General features: G+C 35.9%; 17 protein-coding genes. 12 read left to right on the top strand and 5 right to left on the bottom strand.

Annotated elements, in window-relative coordinates; all coding sequences use genetic code 11:
- Positions 1-76 precede the first annotated feature (76 nt).
- From fabG to hisIE, 12 genes are all read left to right on the top strand, one after another.
- Positions 77-823, top strand: a complete 747-nt coding sequence (fabG, locus tag B5440_RS05620; RefSeq protein ID WP_070055322.1) for a 3-oxoacyl-[acyl-carrier-protein] reductase — start codon at positions 77-79, stop codon at positions 821-823.
- A 77-nt stretch (positions 824-900) separates the two neighbouring features.
- Complete coding sequence (locus B5440_RS05625; protein WP_070055321.1) at positions 901-2931, top strand: hypothetical protein; 2031 nt, start codon at positions 901-903, stop codon at positions 2929-2931.
- A gap of 12 nt (positions 2932-2943) precedes the next feature.
- Complete coding sequence (locus tag B5440_RS05630) at positions 2944-3762, top strand: prohibitin family protein (protein WP_070055320.1); 819 nt, start codon at positions 2944-2946, stop codon at positions 3760-3762.
- 10 nt (positions 3763-3772) lie between these two features.
- Positions 3773-5071, top strand: a complete 1299-nt coding sequence (locus B5440_RS05635) for a serine hydrolase domain-containing protein (RefSeq protein WP_070055319.1) — start codon at positions 3773-3775, stop codon at positions 5069-5071.
- Between the two features lie 372 nt (positions 5072-5443).
- Entirely contained in the window at positions 5444-6307 is an 864-nt protein-coding gene (hisG, locus tag B5440_RS05640) for an ATP phosphoribosyltransferase (protein ID WP_070055318.1), read from the top strand.
- 1 nt (position 6308) lies between these two features.
- The gene (gene hisD / locus B5440_RS05645; RefSeq protein ID WP_070055317.1) at positions 6309-7592 is read left to right on the top strand and encodes a histidinol dehydrogenase; all 1284 of its coding nucleotides are present in this window, start codon (positions 6309-6311) and stop codon (positions 7590-7592) included.
- Positions 7593-7733: 141 nt separating this feature from the next.
- Entirely contained in the window at positions 7734-8780 is a 1047-nt protein-coding gene (gene hisC, locus B5440_RS05650; RefSeq protein ID WP_070055316.1) for a histidinol-phosphate transaminase, read from the top strand.
- A gap of 118 nt (positions 8781-8898) precedes the next feature.
- Positions 8899-10041: a bifunctional histidinol-phosphatase/imidazoleglycerol-phosphate dehydratase HisB gene (gene hisB / locus B5440_RS05655; protein WP_070055315.1), complete on the top strand. Its 1143-nt coding sequence runs from the start codon at positions 8899-8901 to the stop codon at positions 10039-10041.
- A gap of 70 nt (positions 10042-10111) precedes the next feature.
- The gene (gene hisH, locus B5440_RS05660; RefSeq protein WP_070055314.1) at positions 10112-10714 is read left to right on the top strand and encodes an imidazole glycerol phosphate synthase subunit HisH; all 603 of its coding nucleotides are present in this window, start codon (positions 10112-10114) and stop codon (positions 10712-10714) included.
- 192 nt (positions 10715-10906) lie between these two features.
- A complete protein-coding gene (gene hisA, locus B5440_RS05665) occupies positions 10907-11644 on the top strand; it encodes a 1-(5-phosphoribosyl)-5-[(5-phosphoribosylamino)methylideneamino]imidazole-4-carboxamide isomerase (RefSeq protein WP_070055313.1) in 738 nt (245 codons plus the stop codon).
- Between the two features lie 49 nt (positions 11645-11693).
- Entirely contained in the window at positions 11694-12449 is a 756-nt protein-coding gene (gene hisF / locus B5440_RS05670) for an imidazole glycerol phosphate synthase subunit HisF (RefSeq protein ID WP_070055312.1), read from the top strand.
- A gap of 106 nt (positions 12450-12555) precedes the next feature.
- On the top strand, positions 12556-13194 hold the full coding sequence (gene hisIE / locus B5440_RS05675) for a bifunctional phosphoribosyl-AMP cyclohydrolase/phosphoribosyl-ATP diphosphatase HisIE (RefSeq protein WP_317039387.1): 639 nt from the start codon (positions 12556-12558) through the stop codon (positions 13192-13194).
- 67 nt (positions 13195-13261) lie between these two features.
- Here hisIE and B5440_RS05680 read toward each other — a convergent pair whose 3' ends face one another.
- The 5 genes from B5440_RS05680 to B5440_RS05700 form a co-directional block, all read right to left on the bottom strand.
- Positions 13262-14002, bottom strand: coding sequence for an NYN domain-containing protein (locus B5440_RS05680; RefSeq protein WP_070055311.1), 741 nt, complete (start codon positions 14000-14002; stop codon positions 13262-13264).
- 238 nt (positions 14003-14240) lie between these two features.
- Positions 14241-15401, bottom strand: a complete 1161-nt coding sequence (locus B5440_RS05685) for a baeRF7 domain-containing protein (protein WP_070055310.1) — start codon at positions 15399-15401, stop codon at positions 14241-14243.
- A gap of 105 nt (positions 15402-15506) precedes the next feature.
- Complete coding sequence (locus tag B5440_RS05690) at positions 15507-16385, bottom strand: cation diffusion facilitator family transporter (protein ID WP_070055309.1); 879 nt, start codon at positions 16383-16385, stop codon at positions 15507-15509.
- A 118-nt stretch (positions 16386-16503) separates the two neighbouring features.
- Positions 16504-17334 carry a DUF1853 family protein gene (locus tag B5440_RS05695; RefSeq protein ID WP_070055308.1) on the bottom strand — a complete coding sequence of 277 codons (831 nt, stop codon included), beginning with the start codon at positions 17332-17334 and terminating at the stop codon, positions 16504-16506.
- A gap of 12 nt (positions 17335-17346) precedes the next feature.
- A complete protein-coding gene (locus B5440_RS05700; RefSeq protein ID WP_070055307.1) occupies positions 17347-18417 on the bottom strand; it encodes an AI-2E family transporter in 1071 nt (356 codons plus the stop codon).
- Positions 18418-18495: the final 78 nt, after the last annotated feature.

The following is an 18495-nucleotide window of genomic DNA, read 5'->3' on the forward strand; positions in this document are numbered from 1 at the left end:
GAGATTTCAGGAGGTTTTTTTATACCCTAAGTTTAGTATTATTATATTTGATTTATATTAAAAAATAAGCCAAAAAATGAAATTATTAGAAGGAAAGAATGCCATAATAACCGGTGGTAGCCGCGGAATAGGAAAAGGAATAGCTAAAGTCTTTGCTGAACACGGTGCCAATGTAGCTTTTACCTATAATTCTTCGGCCGAATCAGCTAACGCATTAGCCGACGAACTGAGCAAACTTGGAGTAAAAGCGAAAGCCTACCAATCTAACGCTGCCAGTTTTAAGGAAGCAGAACAGCTTATTAAAGATGTGGCAGAAGATTTTGGAAGTATAGATATTTTAATAAATAACGCCGGTATCACCAAGGATAATTTGTTGATGCGAATGAGCGAAGAAGATTTTGATAAGGTTATTGAAGTAAACCTTAAGTCTATTTTTAATATGACCAAAGCGGTACAACGCACTATGTTGAAGCAACGCAAAGGTAGTATCATTAATATGAGTTCTGTAGTTGGAGTAACCGGAAACGCGGGCCAGGCAAATTACGCGGCTTCTAAATCTGGTATAATAGGTTTTTCTAAATCTATGGCTCAGGAATTGGGTTCTAGAAATATTAGAACAAACGTGATCGCTCCCGGTTTCATAGAAACCGAAATGACCGAAAAATTAGACGAAAAAGTAGTGGATGGCTGGAGACAGGCAATTCCTTTAAAACGTGGCGGCAGCCCGGAAGATATAGCAAATGCTTGTGTTTTTCTTGGTAGTGATCTCAGTTCCTATATAACCGGCCAGGTACTTCACGTAGATGGCGGAATGCACACCTAGATAAGTTAGTAGTTAAAAGTTAATTGTTATTAGAACTTTTAACTTTTAGCCAATAACTATTAACTACCTTAACTTTAATGGATCTATCAACAATTTTATTTATCGCCCTGGCTGCAATTTTCGCGCTGGGGTTTGCTTTTTTTCAATACCTCTATAAATCAAAAAAAAGAGGTAAGGATGCTTATATTCTTTTTGCATTGCGTTTTCTTTCCGTTTTTGTGCTGCTGTTATTACTCATAAATCCTAAGTTCACTTTTACCAGCTATACTTTAGAAAAACCTAATCTGGTGCTTGCCGTAGATGATTCTGAATCTATAAAGCATCTGGCGCAGGAAGATATGCTTAAGTCAATTCTGGAAAAGTTGAAATCGAACCAAAAGATAAATCAGCGTTTTGAGCTTGTTCAATATAACTTCGGAAATGATTTGAAAGCGGGAGAAAGTAATGAGTTCAATGAATCTGAAACCAATATTTTTTCAGCATTAGAATCGGTTAAAGAATTATCCAGAGGTAAGGAAACCGCCATTGCATTAATTTCTGACGGAAATCAAACCTCCGGAAGAAATTTTCAATATTTCAAACCAAATGATAACACAAATATTTACCCTATTGTAGTAGGTGATACCACAAAATATTTAGATGTGGAGTTATCTCGACTAAACGTAAATAACTATGCTTTTCTAAATAATCGCTTCCCGGTAGAGGCTTTTATTTCTTATTCCGGAGAACAGAGCATAAACACAAGATTTTTAATCAAAGCCGGGAAAAACACCATTTATTCTGAAAATATTTCTCTGGATTCAGAAAATAATTCCACTATTATCCAGGCAGAGCTATCGGCTTCAAAATTAGGAGTTCTTTCTTATGAAGCTGAAATTGTTCCCCTGGAAACTGAAAAAAACACAGCGAATAATGCTAAAAGTTTTGCGGTAGAGGTAATTGATGAGCGAACTGAGATTTTATTGATAAGTGCTATTCCTCATCCAGATCTGGGAGCTATTAAAAAAGCAATAGAAACCAATAAACAAAGGCAACTTGATATTAAATATATTCAGGACGATGTGCTAAATATAGAGAATTATCAATTGGTTATTTTGTATCAACCCACTTCAGGTTTTGCATCAGTTTTTGAAGAGCTAGATGACAATAATCGAAATCACCTCATAATCTCAGGAACAAAAACTAACTGGAATTTTCTAAATAATATTCAGGATTTTGTGAGAAAAGATTTTACCAATCAGATGCAGGAAATTTTCGCGGTAAAAAACCCTAATTTCAATCAATTTCAATTTGAGGAAGTAGGTTTTTCTGAATTTCCTCCGCTGGAGGATAAATTTGGTAAAATTAGCGTTGAGAGCAATAGTTTAGAAAGTATCTATTTTCAGGAAATTGAGAATGTAGAAACCTCACAGCCTTTAATAGCGATACAGGGTAGCGGGCAGAATAAAAATGCTTTTATTTTTGGAGAAAATATCTGGAGATGGCGTTCTACAAGCTTCCTGGAAAATAAGTCTTTCGAGAAGTTCGATAATTTCTTTGGGAAACTTATTCAGAATTTGGCATCGGCAAAGCAACGCGAACGGTTAACCTTAGATTATAAGTCATTTTATTATGAAAATGAATCTGTGAAGCTTAGCGCTAATTTCTTTGATCAAAATTATCAATTTGCCCCCAATGCTAATTTGAATATTTCAGTAGAAGATTCATTAAAAAATATTGAGTCCCAATTTATTTTAAAGAATAATGCCTACGAAGTTGATTTAGGAAGTTTAGCTCCAGGCACTTATGATTTTAAAATTACCGAAAAAGGTACCCAGCTTTCTCGTTCTGGGAGCTTCGAAATTATAGCATATAATATTGAACAAAAATTTATTTCGGCTAACAAAAATGCAATGGAGGCTTTAGCCAAAAATTCAGAAACTAAAGTTTATTATCCAAATCAAATTCAGGAGCTAATAAATGGTCTTCTAAGTACCGATAAATACAAACCTGTTCAAAAAAGTCAGCAAAAAAACGTACCTTTGATAGACTGGTGCTACCTTCTCTTTCTGCTTGTTTCAATACTTGCCGCAGAATGGTTTTTCAGGAAATACAAAGGATTAATTTAAATACAATTATATATGGAAAGATTACCCAAGCTCGCAATTCCTATTCTTATAGGAGTCGTAATTTTAATAATTTTTGTCGCTAAATCTACTGTTACCATTGGTTCCGGCCAGGCTGGCGTTCTTTATAAAACTTTTGATGACGGTGTCGTTACCGATGAGCCGCCTTTAAATGAAGGTTTTCACCTTGTAGCTCCCTGGAACAAAGTTTTTGTTTATGAAGTGAGACAACAATCCCTGGAGGAAAAAATGCAGGTTTTAAGTTCTAATGGACTTCAAATTGATATTGATGCTTCTACCTGGTTCCAACCTTCTTATGAAAATCTGGGAAGCTTACACCGCGAAAAAGGTGAAGAGTATATACGTCGTCTGCTGCAACCTGCAGTAAGGTCGGCTGCAAGATCGGTTGTTGGAAGATATAATCCAGAACAATTATATGCCAGTAAAAGAGAAGCTATTCAGAAAGAGATTCTAGAAGAAACTCAAATTTTACTTAAAGACCAATATGTTCAGGTGAATGAAGTTCTGGTAAGAGATGTTTCTCTTCCTCCAAACATTAAAGATGCAATTGAGCGTAAGTTACGCCAGGAGCAGGAATCTTTAGAGTATGAATTTAGGTTGACTAAAGCTACTCAGGAAGCAGAACGTCAGCGTATTGATGCCGAAGGTAAGGCTCGTGCAAACGAGATTTTAAATGCTTCCTTAACTCCTAACATTTTAAAGGAAAAAGGAATCCAGGCCACGGTTGAACTTGCTAAATCTAATAACGCTAAAACTGTGGTTATTGGTTCAGGTGAAGGAGGATTACCCTTAATTTTAGGTGGAGGAAATTAAAATATATAGAATGAAATCTATTTTCTTAAATATCGCAAGGCTTTCTATTTTTATAGGAAGCCTTGCTATTTCTGCCCAAACGACTTCCGTTATTGATTCCGGAACACTGGAATCAGCTACTCCTGCTGAAGTAGGTATGTCTTCAGAAAGAATTCAGAAGATTGAAGAAATGCTCCAATCGGCAATTGAAGAAAACCAAATACCGGGAGCGGTTGCTTTAATAGCCCGAGATGGGAAAATTGTTTTTCATGAAGCTTACGGTGAAGCTAATGCCTCAAGAAAAGAACTTGAAAAAGATGCGATTTTTAGATTAGCCTCTCAAACAAAAGCTATCACGGCTACCGCGGTAATGATGCTTTGGGAAGAAGGAAAGTTCCGTTTAGATGATCCTGTTTCAAAATATATCCCTGAATTTAAAGATCCTAAAATTCTAAAAAATTTTAATGAAGCTGACAGCAGTTTTACTTCTACGCCAGCTGAAAATGAAATAACTATTAGGCATTTGCTAACGCATACTTCCGGACTTGGTTATGGAGCGATAGACGGTGACGAACGTATTAAAAAGATTTATGCCAAAGCCGGGATTACCGAATTGTTCACTGAAGAAGAAGTTAGCATTGGAGAAAATGTAAAAAAATTGGCAGCATTACCCTTACATCACGAACCTGGTGAAAAATTCACTTATAGTTTAGGTTTGGATGTTCTGGGTTATTTTATTGAAGTAGTTTCAGGGCAAGGTTTTGATGAATTTTTACAAGAGAGAATCTTCGATCCTCTGCAAATGGATGATGCCAGGTTCTATCAATCTTCATCTAAAAAGGATCGCTTAGTGGCTATACAGCATAAAAAAGATGGAGAATGGGAAGATTTTCCGAATACATTTTACAATACCAATTATCCGTTAACAGAAAATGGTACTTTCTTTTCTGGTGGTGCGGGACTTTCAGGCACGGCAGAAGATTATGCTAGTTTCCTTCAAATGTATCTAAATGGAGGAGAATATAATGGGACTCGTTTATTAAGTCGAAAAACGGTAGATATTATAATGGGAAATCATACAGGAGAAAAATTTAATTTTCCAAATCAGTATTATGGTCTTGCTTTTGGCGTTGTTAGCAAAACAGGAGAAATTGCAGGAGGGCAGGGAAGTGCCGGTACTTTTGATTGGGGAGGTTATTTTAACACCCAGTATTTTGCCGATCCCGAAGAGCAAATAATCGGTATTTTGTTGAAGCAAACACAAGGAAATACAGGTGATGAAACAGCCTGGAAATTCCGGCAAATGCTATTTAGTGCCATAGATGATTAGTATATAGAAATAACTGAATTTTGCTGGTAATATTAATTTCCCCATATTTTCAGAAAATTACTTCAAGTTAGATTTCGAAATATTAAGACGAGTAATTTAGAATCGAACAGGTATCGAAGTATTTAATTCTTGATTATCGAGTAAAACAATTCATAAAAAATAAGAAAGCTGTTTTGCAGTTTAAAATTTATATTTAGATTTGTAATCACAATGAAGAATTTTCAATTACATCACCATCATATTTACTACTGCGCTCAGGCGAGGTAAATTTGGTGTGTTGTGATTTCAGCATATTTAAAACCCGTTTGAGCTATTCAAACGGGTTTTTTATTTTATAGCCAACAACCAAAGTTTAAAAGAAAAATTAAAAAAATGAGCCAGGAAAAATTAAGAATTGCTATTCAAAAATCAGGTAGGTTAAACGAAGATTCCCTTAAAATATTAAAGGATGCAGGCATTTCTATAGATAATGGAAAAGAACAACTCAAAGCTTCATCCCGTAACTTTCCTTTGGAAGTAATGTATCTTAGGAACGGCGATATTCCACAATATTTAAGAGACGGTGTGGTAGATGTTGCCATTATTGGAGAGAATGTTTTAATTGAAAAAGGTAAAGATATTATCCAGGGCGAAAAACTTGGCTTTTCAAAATGTCGCGTTTCTCTCGCTGTACCAAAATCAATGAAATATAATGACATTAATGACCTTGATGGTAAAAAGATCGCCACTTCTTATCCTAATACCGTAAACGAATTTCTCGAAAAGAAAGGAATTACAGCCGAATTGCATATTATTAATGGCTCAGTAGAAATAGCTCCAAATATTGGGCTTGCAGATGGTATTTGTGATATTGTGTCCAGCGGAAGCACGCTTTTCAAAAATGGGCTAAAAGAAGTAGAAGTAATGCTGAAGAGTGAAGCTGTTCTTGCTATCTCACCAAAAATTTCTGAAGCTCGTCAAGAGATCTTAGAGAAATTGCAGTTCAGGCTGAAATCGGTTTTAAATGCGCGTACTTCTAAATATATTCTTTTAAATGCGCCAAATGAGAATTTAGAGAATATTATCAAATTACTACCTGGAATGCGTAGCCCAACTGTTTTACCGCTTGCTGAAGAAGGTTGGAGTTCTATCCATACAGTAATTAATGAAGAGCGTTTTTGGGAAGTTATAGATGAATTAAAACAAAATGGTGCCGAAGGTATTTTAGTAGCGCCAATTGAAAAAATGGTACTTTAAGATGAAAAAGTTTTTTAATCCTACTAAAGCCGAATGGCCTGAAATTTTAAAAAGGCCAACCCAAACGGTAGAAGATATTGAAGAAACGGTAAACCAGGTTTTTGCTGAAGTAAAATCCAAAGGGGACGCGGCAGTTTCAAAATATACCGAACTTTTTGATGGCATAAACCTCCCAAATACTCAGGTTACAGAAAAAGAAGTAAATGCCGCTGCAAATGAGGTTTCCGAGGAATTAAAAGAAGCCATAAAATTGGCTAAAAATAACATCGAAAAATTTCACACCGCCCAGAAAACCGATAGGATTGAAATTGAAACTACCAATGGCGTAAAATGCTGGCAGGAAAAAAGGGCGATTCAAAAAGTTGGTTTGTATATTCCCGGGGGCAGTGCTCCCTTGTTTTCTACTATTTTAATGTTAGCCGCACCTGCAAATATTGCTGGTTGTAAGGAAATTGTGCTTTGTACCCCGCCAGATAAGAATGGAAATGTGCATCCAGCCATTTTATACACCGCCGAACTATGTGGCGTTACCAAAATATACAAAGTTGGGGGAATCCAGGCAATTGCGGCTATGACATTTGGAACAGAAAGTGTTCCTAAAGTTTACAAGATATTTGGTCCCGGAAATCAATTTGTTACCGTTGCCAAGCAACTGGCTACTCGCCATAATGTGGGTATAGATATGCCTGCCGGACCATCAGAATTATTAGTTTTTGCAGACGATTCTTCCAATCCTGTTTTTGTTGCTTCAGATCTTTTAAGCCAGGCAGAGCATGGTGCAGATAGCCAGGTAATTCTTGTTTCTACTTCCAAAAATTTAATTGAAGAGGTAGAGAAAGAGGTAGAAAGTCAGTTAGAAGTTTTACCCAGGAAAAGTATTGCTGAAAAGGCTATAGCTCACTCGAGGCTAATTTATGTGGAAAAGAAAGAAGATGCGCTGGAGTTAATCGACGAATATGGGCCAGAGCACTTTATTATTTGTGCTGATGATGAGGCCTTTTTTACTGAAGGAATTCAGAATGCAGGTTCGGTTTTTATAGGAAACTATACCCCGGAAAGTGCGGGAGACTATGCTTCAGGAACAAACCATACTTTACCAACTAATGGCTACGCCAAGCAATACAGCGGTGTAAACCTGGATAGTTTTATGAAGAGTATGACTTTTCAAAAAATAACAGAAGAAGGAATTAAGGAAATTGGTCCTGCCATAGAATTAATGGCTGAAGCCGAAGGTTTGGAAGCGCATAAAAATGCGGTGACATTACGATTAAAAGAATTGAAATAAACAAATGTGGTTAACTGAAAACCCTATTAAGACGCCATTCTGAATTTATTTCAGAATCTAAGATTGTAAATTATAGAAAAATTAGACCCTGAAACAAGTTCAGGGTGACGCAAAAGATAATCTGAATGCCTCAAGAGAAAAATGAAAGAATTCAATATAAATAAGCTGGTAAGGCCAAATGTGGCTGGTTTAAAACCTTATTCTTCCGCCAGGGACGAGTACCAGTCTACGGGCTCAGAAATGGTTTTTCTGGATGCCAATGAAAATCCGTTTCAAACCGATGTTAACCGTTATCCAGATCCGCAACAACGCAGCCTAAAAGCTGAATTGGCAAAAATTAAAAATGTTTTAACAGAACATATTTTATTGGGAAATGGAAGCGATGAAGTTCTGGATCTATTGTTTAGAGCATTTTGCGAACCGGGCAAGGATAATATTATCACATTGCCGCCTACTTATGGAATGTATAAGGTGCTGGCTAATATTAATAATATTGAGAATAGGGAAATCTTACTGAATGCTGATTTTGAACCAAATGTTGAAGAAGTCCTGAATTCGGTAGATCAAAACACAAAAATGATCTTTTTATGTTCGCCGAACAATCCTACTGGAAACTCTTTTTCAGAAGAAAAGATCATACATATTCTCGAAAATTTTAATGGTATCGTAATTATCGATGAAGCCTATATTGATTTTTCAAACGAAGAAAGCTGGCTTAATAAAAAGGAACAATATTCAAATTTGGTGATTACCCAAACGCTTTCCAAAGCATATGGAATGGCAGGAATTAGATTGGGAATCTGCTACGCTTCCGTAGAAATTATTGAGATTTTAAATAAAATAAAACCACCTTATAATGTAAACGAATTAACTCAGTTAAGAGCTTTAGATCGAGTATTGAACAAGGAAGTCGTAGACTTGGAAATAGCTGATTTACTGAAACAAAGAGCTCTTTTAAGTAAAGCTTTAGTTGAAGTTAATTTTATTGAAAAAATATATCCATCTGACGCTAATTTTATATTGGTCAAAGTAGATGATGCCAATAAACGTTATGACCAACTATTAGAAAAAGGCATAGTAATTAGAAACCGAACCACTCAGCCGCTTTGTGAAAATACGTTACGGTTTACGGTTGGGACTGGAGAGGAGAATTATAAATTACTTGAGGTATTGAAAGATATAGATTAAACGTAAGCGTCATCCTGAACTTGTTTCAGGATCTAAGTTGTTAGCATAAAAAACATGTTATAAGCTGAAACAAGTTCAATTTGACGTGGTGGTTAGACCATCGTAGAAAAAATAGATTATGAAAAAAGTATTATTTATAGATCGTGATGGGACTTTAATTCACGAGCCGGAAGATTACCAGGTAGACCGTATTGAAAAGCTGGAATTTTATCCGGAAGCTTTATATTATTTAAAGAAAATTGCCACAGAACTGGATTTTGAGTTGGTAATGGTGACCAATCAGGATGGTCTGGGAACAGAAGACTATCCTGAAGAAGACTTTTGGCCTATTCAAAATTTTATTCTTCAAACCTTTAGGAATGAAGGAGTAGAATTTAGTGAAGTGTTGATGGACCGTACTTTTGCAAAAGATAATTCTCCTACCCGAAAACCCAATACCGGACTTTTAGAGGAGAAATATCTAAATAACGAGGAGAACTACGAATTAAAGAATTCTTTTATGGTCGGTGACCGACTTACAGATGTTGAATTTGCTTATAATTTTGGAGGTAAAGGTATTTTTATAGATACTCACGAAGATCTTGCAACTGACGAAGTTAAAAACGATCAGGAAAAGGTTAAAGAAACTATCGCTTTAAAAACCGATAGTTGGAAAGAGATCTATGAATTTTTAAAATTGAACGATAGAACAGCTGAAATTTCAAGAAAAACCAATGAAACCGATATCTTTATTCAACTAAATTTAGATGGTACCGGAAAATCTGATATTAGTACCGGAATCGCGTTCTTCGACCATATGTTGGATCAAATAGCACGACACGGACAAATGGACCTTACCGTGAATGTTAAAGGAGATTTAGAAGTTGATGAGCACCATACAATAGAAGATACGGCAATTGCGCTTGGAGAGGTTTTCAGTAAAGCTTTGGGTAATAAACTTGGGATAGAACGATACGGTTTTTGTCTGCCTATGGACGATTGCCTGGCACAGGTAGCCATAGATTTTGGTGGTAGAAACTGGATAGTTTGGGAAACTGAATTTAAACGTGAAATGGTGGGAAAAATGCCTACAGAAATGTTCTATCATTTCTTTAAATCTTTTACCGATGGTGCTAAAGCTAACCTCAATGTTAAAGCTGAAGGGCAAAACGAGCACCATAAAATCGAAGCGATATTTAAAGCTTTTGCCAAAGCAATTAAAGTAGCGGTAAAACGCGATGCTGAAAAAATGATACTTCCATCAACTAAAGGAATGCTTTAAAAGATTTTAGATATGAGTATTGAGTAATTAGATATTATAAGAAAACTTAATACTCAATAAATAATAGAATATGAAGATTGTAATAATAGACTACGGAGCAGGTAATATTCAAAGTATCAAATTTGCCATAAAGCGACTTGGATATGAGGCTATTTTAAGCAGTGATACAGAAGAAATAAAGTCAGCAGATAAATTAATTTTTCCCGGAGTGGGCGAGGCCAGCAGCGCAATGAAAATGCTAAAGTCTACCGGTTTAGATAAAGTGATTCCTACACTAAAACAGCCGGTTTTAGGAATTTGTTTGGGAATGCAGTTAATGTGTACTTATTGCGAGGAAGGAGATACAGACGGACTTGGAATTTTTCACGCTGATGTGGTGAAATTTGATAACCAATTAAAAGTTCCACAAATTGGATGGAATAAAATTTATGATTTAAAATCAGACCTTTTTACTGGAATTTCAGAAGGAGAATTCGTGTATTTAGTACATAGTTTTTATGTAAAGGAATGTGCAGAAACCATAGCATCAACCGAGTATGGAGTAGAATATACTTCGGCTATTCAAAAGGATAATTTTTATGGTGTACAATTTCACCCGGAAAAGAGCAGCGATGCAGGGGAGAGAATTCTGGAGAATTTTTTGAAAGTGACCCAACCCAACACGATAAAGTAGATTTAAAGACTACGCCATTGCGATGGAGGCACGACTGAAGTAATCTGTTCAACCAGAAAACTTCTATCAAAAGATTATCACGCTCCTTTGTCGCTCGTAATGACATAGAGAAGCAAAATTGATAGTAAAACAAAATATTAGTGCATTCGTGGCAAAAAAGTATTGAAGTAACGTTTAACTTTTTTAAAAAAAATGAGAATAATTCCCGCTATAGATATAATTGAAGGTAAATGTGTTCGCCTTTCTAAAGGTGATTACAATACCAAGAAAATTTATAATGAAAATCCGCTAGAAGTAGCTAAAAATTTTGAGGCACACGGAATTCAGTATTTGCATTTGGTAGATCTGGATGGTGCAAAATCAAAAAATATCGTAAACCATAAAATTCTGGAAGAGATCGCTTCAAAAACCAGCTTAAAAGTTGATTTTGGCGGCGGATTAAAAACCGATAAAGATTTACAAATCGCTTTTGAATGTGGAGCGTATCAAATTACCGGTGGAAGTATCGCTGTTAAAGATCCTGATATTTTTAAATCCTGGATTCAAAAATTTGGTTCAGATAAAATAATTCTGGGAGCTGATGCTAATAATGAAAAAATTGCGGTTAGCGGTTGGCAGGAAGAATCTAATAAAGAACTGATTCCTTTTATTCAGGAATACCAGGAAGAGGGAATAAACTATGTAATTTGCACTGATATCTCTAAAGACGGGATGCTGGAAGGTCCTTCCTTTGAACTTTACCGCAGAATTCTGGAAGAAACTTCATCAGAAGATAAAAAACTAAAACTTATAGCTTCCGGAGGAATTTCTACCTTTAGTGAATTACCAGAATTGGCTGAACTTGGCTGCGAAGGCACTATAATAGGAAAAGCGATTTATGAAGGTCGTATCAAAATGAAAGAACTGGAGAAATTTATAATAGCCCCCTAGCCCCCAAAGGGGGAATTAAAAAGTATTTATTTAATACAAAACCTTTAAAATGCTTACAAAACGAATTATACCCTGCCTGGATATTAAAGACGGAAGAACCGTTAAAGGTGTAAATTTTATAGATTTACGCGATGCCGGTGATCCAGTAGAACTGGCTGAGATCTATGCTAGATCTGGAGCAGATGAATTGGTTTTTCTTGATATCTCGGCTACTGAAGAAAAACGAAAAACGCTTGCCAATTTAGTGAGACGGGTTGCTGAAAAAGTGAATATTCCTTTTACGGTTGGTGGTGGAATTTCATCAGTAGAAGATGTAGATATTTTGCTTAAAAATGGAGCCGATAAGGTTTCTATAAATTCTTCGGCGGTGAAGAACCCTGATCTAATTAATGAGCTTGCCGCTAAATTCGGGAGTCAGTGTATTACAGTTGCGATAGATGCCAAACAGGTAAATGGTGAATGGCTGGTACATTTGGTTGGCGGAAAGGTACCTACCGATATTAATTTATTTCAATGGGCCAAAGAAGTCGAAGAACGTGGTGCCGGTGAAATTTTATTTACTTCAATGAATAACGACGGAACCAAGGAAGGCTTTGCTAATGAAGCCCTGGCAGTTTTATCTTCAGAATTAAATATTCCAATAATCGCCTCAGGTGGTGCCGGAAATATGCAGCATTTTTGCGATACTTTTATTGAAGGAAAAGCAGATGCGGCACTAGCAGCCAGTGTTTTTCATTTTAAAGAAATCGAAATTAGAGATTTAAAAGAAGAACTTCGTAGAAATGGAGTGGAAGTTAGACTATAAGATTCAAGAATAGAGAAAAAAGAGAATAGAATAGAGAAATCTTTATTCTCTGCTCTTTTATCTCTTTTCCTATTTAGTAAATATTAGATCCTGAAATAAATTCAGGATGACGTATAAAAAAATAAATATGAATATCGATTTTAATAAAAATAACGACGGATTAGTACCTGCCATCATTCAGGATGCATCAACTAAAAATGTATTGATGCTGGGGTATATGAACGAGGAAGCATTTTTAAAAACCAATGAAACCAAGAAAGTCACTTTTTTCAGCAGGACAAAAAATCGTTTATGGACCAAAGGCGAAGAAAGTGGCAATTACCTTCATTTAGTCAACATTAAAAATGATTGCGATAATGATACCTTGCTGATTTCAGTTAATCCTGAGGGTCCAACCTGCCACAAAGGAACAGACACTTGCTGGGCAGAGGATAATGAGCCTAATTTCGGTTTTCTCTCTCAATTGGAAGGAATTATCGCGAAACGAAAAAGAATGAGCGAGGTGGAGCCTGAGTTGCGAGAAGATAAAAACTCTTATGTGGTTTCGCTTTTTGATGCCGGAATGAATAAGATTGCTCAAAAAGTAGGTGAGGAGGCCGTTGAAACAGTAATTGAAGCCAAAGATGATAACGAAGAGTTGTTCTTAAACGAAAGCGCCGATCTACTTTTTCATTACCTGATATTGCTAAAAGCAAAAGGATACTCTTTAAAAGATATCGCCGAAGTTTTAGAAAAAAGACATTAGATTAGAGCACTTAACACCTAATAAGAAATCCCCTTTTTTAGTATAAAAGGGGATTTTATTTTTTTAACTAATCCTTATTTCTAACATAAATAAGTTTGAATTTACTGTTTTGGTTGGTACGCGATTCAATTTCAAATTTATCTATTGAATGAATCATAGGAGTTAATTTCTGAAAGCCGTAGTTACGAGAATCAAAATTAGGTTGCTTCTTCTGAAGTAAGCTTCCTACATCTCCCAAGAACGCCCATCCGTCTTCATCTGCAACATCTGAAATAGTTTGGGAGATAAGACGAACAACCTTAGGAGTAATTTTATCTACATTTTTCTTTTTAGAGCTTTTTCCACCTTTTTCGCTGCTTTGGTCACTATCTTTATCAGAATTCTTTAAAATTTCTATATAAATAAACCTGTCGCAAGCTACAATAAATGGCTCGGGTGTTTTCTTTTCACCAATTCCAATAACATTCTTTCCAGCTTCACGCAGTCGTGTTGCCAGCCTGGTGAAATCGCTATCGCTGGAAACCAGGCAAAATCCATCTACTTTATCTGAATATAAAATATCCATTGCATCGATGATCATCGCTGAATCTGTAGCGTTTTTTCCCTGTGTATATCCATATTGCTGAATGGGATTAATAGCATTTTCCAGCAAAACATTTTTCCATTTTACTAAATGAGGTTTAGTCCAGTCGCCATAAATTCGTTTAATAGTTGGATTGCCATACTTGGCAATTTCTTCCATCATTTCTTTTATATATGCCGATGGGATATTATCGCCATCAATTAGTACTGCTAGGTTGGTTTCCATAGAATCTGTTATTTTAAGTAAGCTACTCCGGAGCAAGCTCCTGAAGCATTATTATTGGAAAATATAATTTGATTTCGAGGCATCCCGACTCTTCGGGACGGAGCATTTAATGCTCGATTATCGAGTAAAGATACTTTTTTTGTATAAAAAAGACGGCTGTACACCGTCTTTTCCTTTTTTGATATTTCAATAATTTCACTCGCTAAACGAGATAAAATTGCTTTAAACAAGTAGTTCACTAGTTAAAGCGATAAAGTGCATTCATTTTTGAATTTTTATCTGGCATTTGTGCTTCCGGGATAAGGAAAACATTTCCGCCCTGTTTTAAGACTTCTTTTGCAGCCCAATTCATTAATGAATAATTTCCATTTTGCTGATTGTCATGAATGGTTACATTCATATTATCATTGTTATAGGTTCCCCAAATTTCACTTCGGTTTTCCAGGAATAGTGTATCTACTTTTCCTTGTTGAACTGCAGGAAGAATATCGGTTACTGAAGCCCCGGTATTATCGGTATTGTTCAGTTCATTAAACTTCCTGGTTTTTTCTCTTTTCGTCTTTTCCAGTTCAGGTTCAAGGATTTTTAGAGCTTTTTCGTGTAAGCCAAACATATCGGTATCTGATGGATTCCCCGGAATTACTTTTTCAATTAAGTGATTATAAGTATTTACTTTTTCATAGATAGGAAAAAGATAATCCTGTGTAGCAACTACTAATGGAACTCTTTCATCGTGTAGCACCGTATCAAGACCTTTGTCTATCGCTCTAAAATATTTGTTGATTTCTTCCTTCCTTACTTCTTCACCCGCACTGCCATGGCCGTGAAAAATAGTATTTTCACCACCAGTATTTTGAGATCTGAAATTTAAATGTTTCTCTTTATAATCGAAACCAACTCTTTCTTCCAGTCTCGATGGAATGAGATCATCTACTACAACTTTTCCTATACTATAAGTGGTTGCCTCATAAAGCTCTACATCCTCCAATTGAAGTGCCAGTAAATAAAAACGGCTGTCTTCATTAAATATAGGTACTAGCGGTTTAATATAAAATTCTTCGGAAATATAGGTATGGGCCTCAAAATTCACCGGAAGGGTATATTTTTCGAAGAAATCTTCTGCTGCAAAAATCGCAAGACCATCGCTTTGGTGTCTCCAAAAAGATTTATCATTCAATAAAGCTTCAATAGGCTTGCCCATTTTTGCAATTTTATCTTCACTCACACCCTTTTCTTTGAGTTGGGCTCCAACTTCCTTCCAAAGGGATTTCAAATGGGTTTTATTTTTTTCCTCTAAAACTTCCTTACCGGCACGTTGGGTAGGGATAAACATGGAAACACAGGTTTTATCCTGTACGTTGATTAATTTTTCCAAATCCTTATCATTTATCAAACTCATAATTTCATTTTTTTGGTTAATTCACTAATGAAGATAAGTTGATTTTACTACATTTCAATGGGGTTTAGCAGGGCTTTAACGCTAAAACTTTCTTAAGGCGGCACTTTAAATTTCTATATTCGGCTCTACGTGAATAAGTACGTCGAAAATTTCAGGAAAGTGGGCGAGGAGTTCATTTTTTACATTGTGTGCAATATCGTGGCCCTCTTTAACACTAATTTGAGCATTCACGATAATATGAAGATCTACGTGGTAGATCATTCCGGTTTTACGAACGTTGCATTTTTCGGTATCTAAAACGCCGGGAACATTAATACTAACCTCACGAATATCGCCAATCATATCATCATACATATGCTCGTCCATTACTTCACCTAAAGCGGGTCTAAGAATAAGATAGGCGTTATAAAGAATAAATCCCGAAGCAAAGAGCGCGGCCCAATCGTCTGCCGTTTCGTAACCTTTTCCCATAAAAAGCGCGATAGAGATCCCTATAAATGCCATTAAGGAAGTAATTGCATCACTGCGGTGGTGCCAGGCATCAGCTTTTAAAGAAGTACTTTTGGTTTCATCCCCCTTTTTAGAAACTTTTCTGTAGAAATATTCTTTAATAATAACAATCGCGGCAAGTACAATAAGGGTGTAAGGCTCCGGAACTTTGTGTGGAGTTTGTATATGCTGAATACTTTCGTAAGCAATTACGGTCGCTGAAACCACCAAAAATCCTACAACCGCAAAGGTCATAAGCGGTTCGGCTTTTCCGTGACCGTAAGGATGATTTTCATCTGGTGGCCTACTGGAATATTTGAGACCAAGTAAGACGAGAAAAGAAGAGAAAACATCAGTGGTAGACTCTATAGCATCAGCGATAAGCGCATAAGAATTTCCAAATATTCCGGATACAAATTTAGCGATTGCCAACAAAGTATTTCCGAAAATACTAAGCCAGGATGCTTTTATCGCTTCACTTGTGTTTTGGTCCATGCGGGAAATTTGATTTGGATTGCAAATTTAAGGGAATAATATAATTCCACTCGATTATCATGCTATAAATGCTAAGAGATAATTTCCTGTAACTATTCGGTAAATCCAGCTTTATTTACTACCACCAAACTACAAACAAACGTTCGAAATTATTCCCCGGTTTTTTTACCCAGATTAATGGCGCTTTTTTGTTTTCGAATAAGATCTCTATCTGGTGGATTATTTCGGAATGGCTAAACCAGGTTTCACCGTGTTGTGGCAGTATTGGCCAATCTTGTTTTTTAGGGGCATAATATTCAAAATTCTTGTAACTGGAAGTTTTAAACTCTTTAAAATGAAGCCAGCTCCCGGCTATGCAATCACTATTTATTTCTGAAAATTGTTTATCCTGAAGTTCCCTGGGAACAAATAGATTTGCTTTAAAACAGGTTTGTTGAAGTACTTCTTCTGCATTTAAATTTAGAGATCTTAAAAGATCTTCTGCTTCAGGTTTAAACAGAAGGGGAAACTGTTTTTCCTTTAATTTTTTGGTTTTTTGTAATAAAGTGTCCTTTCGGTTCGGGCCAATCCAGCGTTGATTTTCCGCAGAAAATGATGGATCGTAAACGTAGAATTTGTAAACCATTTCTACGTGATACACTTGTTGGTTTATGAGATCTTTCAGTAGAAAATCGAGTTCACCCAAAGTGATTTTATCCCGACTAATTTGCATATTTTCTGCCAGCAGTTTATAGCCTTGATGTTGCCGAATTATCCATTCAAAAAATCGTTCTACCCTTTTGCCCATTACAAAATTAGTAGAAAGCGACGGTAGGTCTTCAGCGATAGGTTTTTGTAGCGGATCCCCTATTTGCGGTAATTCAAATTGTTGAATTTCCTGGAAATAATTTTTCCAAAGAGCCGGTGTATTTAAAAAGCCTTCAAATTGTTTTGCTACACGGTTTTGCATTTAGAATGTGGGTTAATCTTCGTCTGAATTATCGGTGCTTAGCAAAAAGCCGAAGGGTTTTAATGAAGGAACGTGATTGAAGATTACATTTATAATTCCTAAAACCGGAATAGCCAAAATCATCCCCATAACACCCCAGATCATGTTGCCCAGAATAATGGCAAGGATCACGAAAAAAGGATGAATATCTACTTTGTCTCCTACAATAAATGGCTCTAAAACATAGCTCTCTATAAATTGTACTATAGTAAAAGTTAGAATAACTCCAATTAAAATACTGGTTTCGCCCTGGGTGAGATAACCAAAAACCAAAGCAAGGCCCATTCCTATGATATTTCCTATAAATGGAATTAAGGTGAGAAAGGAAGCAATAACAGCGATTAAAATAAAATTACTAACCCCAGAAACCCCCAGGCCAATACTATAAAGAATAGAAAGGATAACAATTAAGATTAATTTTCCTCTAAGGTAAAACTGGGCTACCCGTGCTGTTTCATTGATAATTTGCTTTACTTCTTTTTTCCGCTGATTTGAAAATAATTTTAGAATAAAGGTTTTAAAACGTTTTCTATAATTCAGCAGAAAAAATATATAGATAAATGTGAGTAAATAATTGCTAATAAAACTGGTGACCGAATTAATAAAATTGAAAGCTTTTTCTCCCGAATTTCCGCTGGAGGTTAACATACTTTGTATATCATTCTTTTCTTTATAACTCTCCAGGTCTTTACTGCTTAAAGCGGTATGCTCGTAGGCGTAATTTTGTAACTGTTCTATTTTTGGAGCCATCGTTTCTTTAATTTTCCCCCAATCGTCTACAAAACTTTTAATTTGAAAAGAGAGCAGCACAAAAACTCCTATTGAAAATAGAAATAATAGAATAGTACTCAGTAAAGAGGAAAAAGTACGATTGAGCTTTTTTTCTATTAAGTTACCCAGTGGAATTAATAAAAGCGCCAGGATTATTGCCGTTACCAGGGGAGCCAGAAAGCCTTTTGCATCAGCTAATCCCGAGAAAAGAAAATAGGCGCCTACTAAAAGGGCAACTAAGGGAAAAAGCAATGTTTTGTGTGCCTTGTTCATTTTTTGGTTAGTTGGTTTGAAACATTGAAGATAGAAAAAGTTCTCTAACCAGTAAATTAAGTGCAGTAAATCAGGATA

This window comes from Salegentibacter salarius (assembly GCF_900168265.1).
Lineage (GTDB): Bacteria > Bacteroidota > Bacteroidia > Flavobacteriales > Flavobacteriaceae > Salegentibacter > Salegentibacter salarius.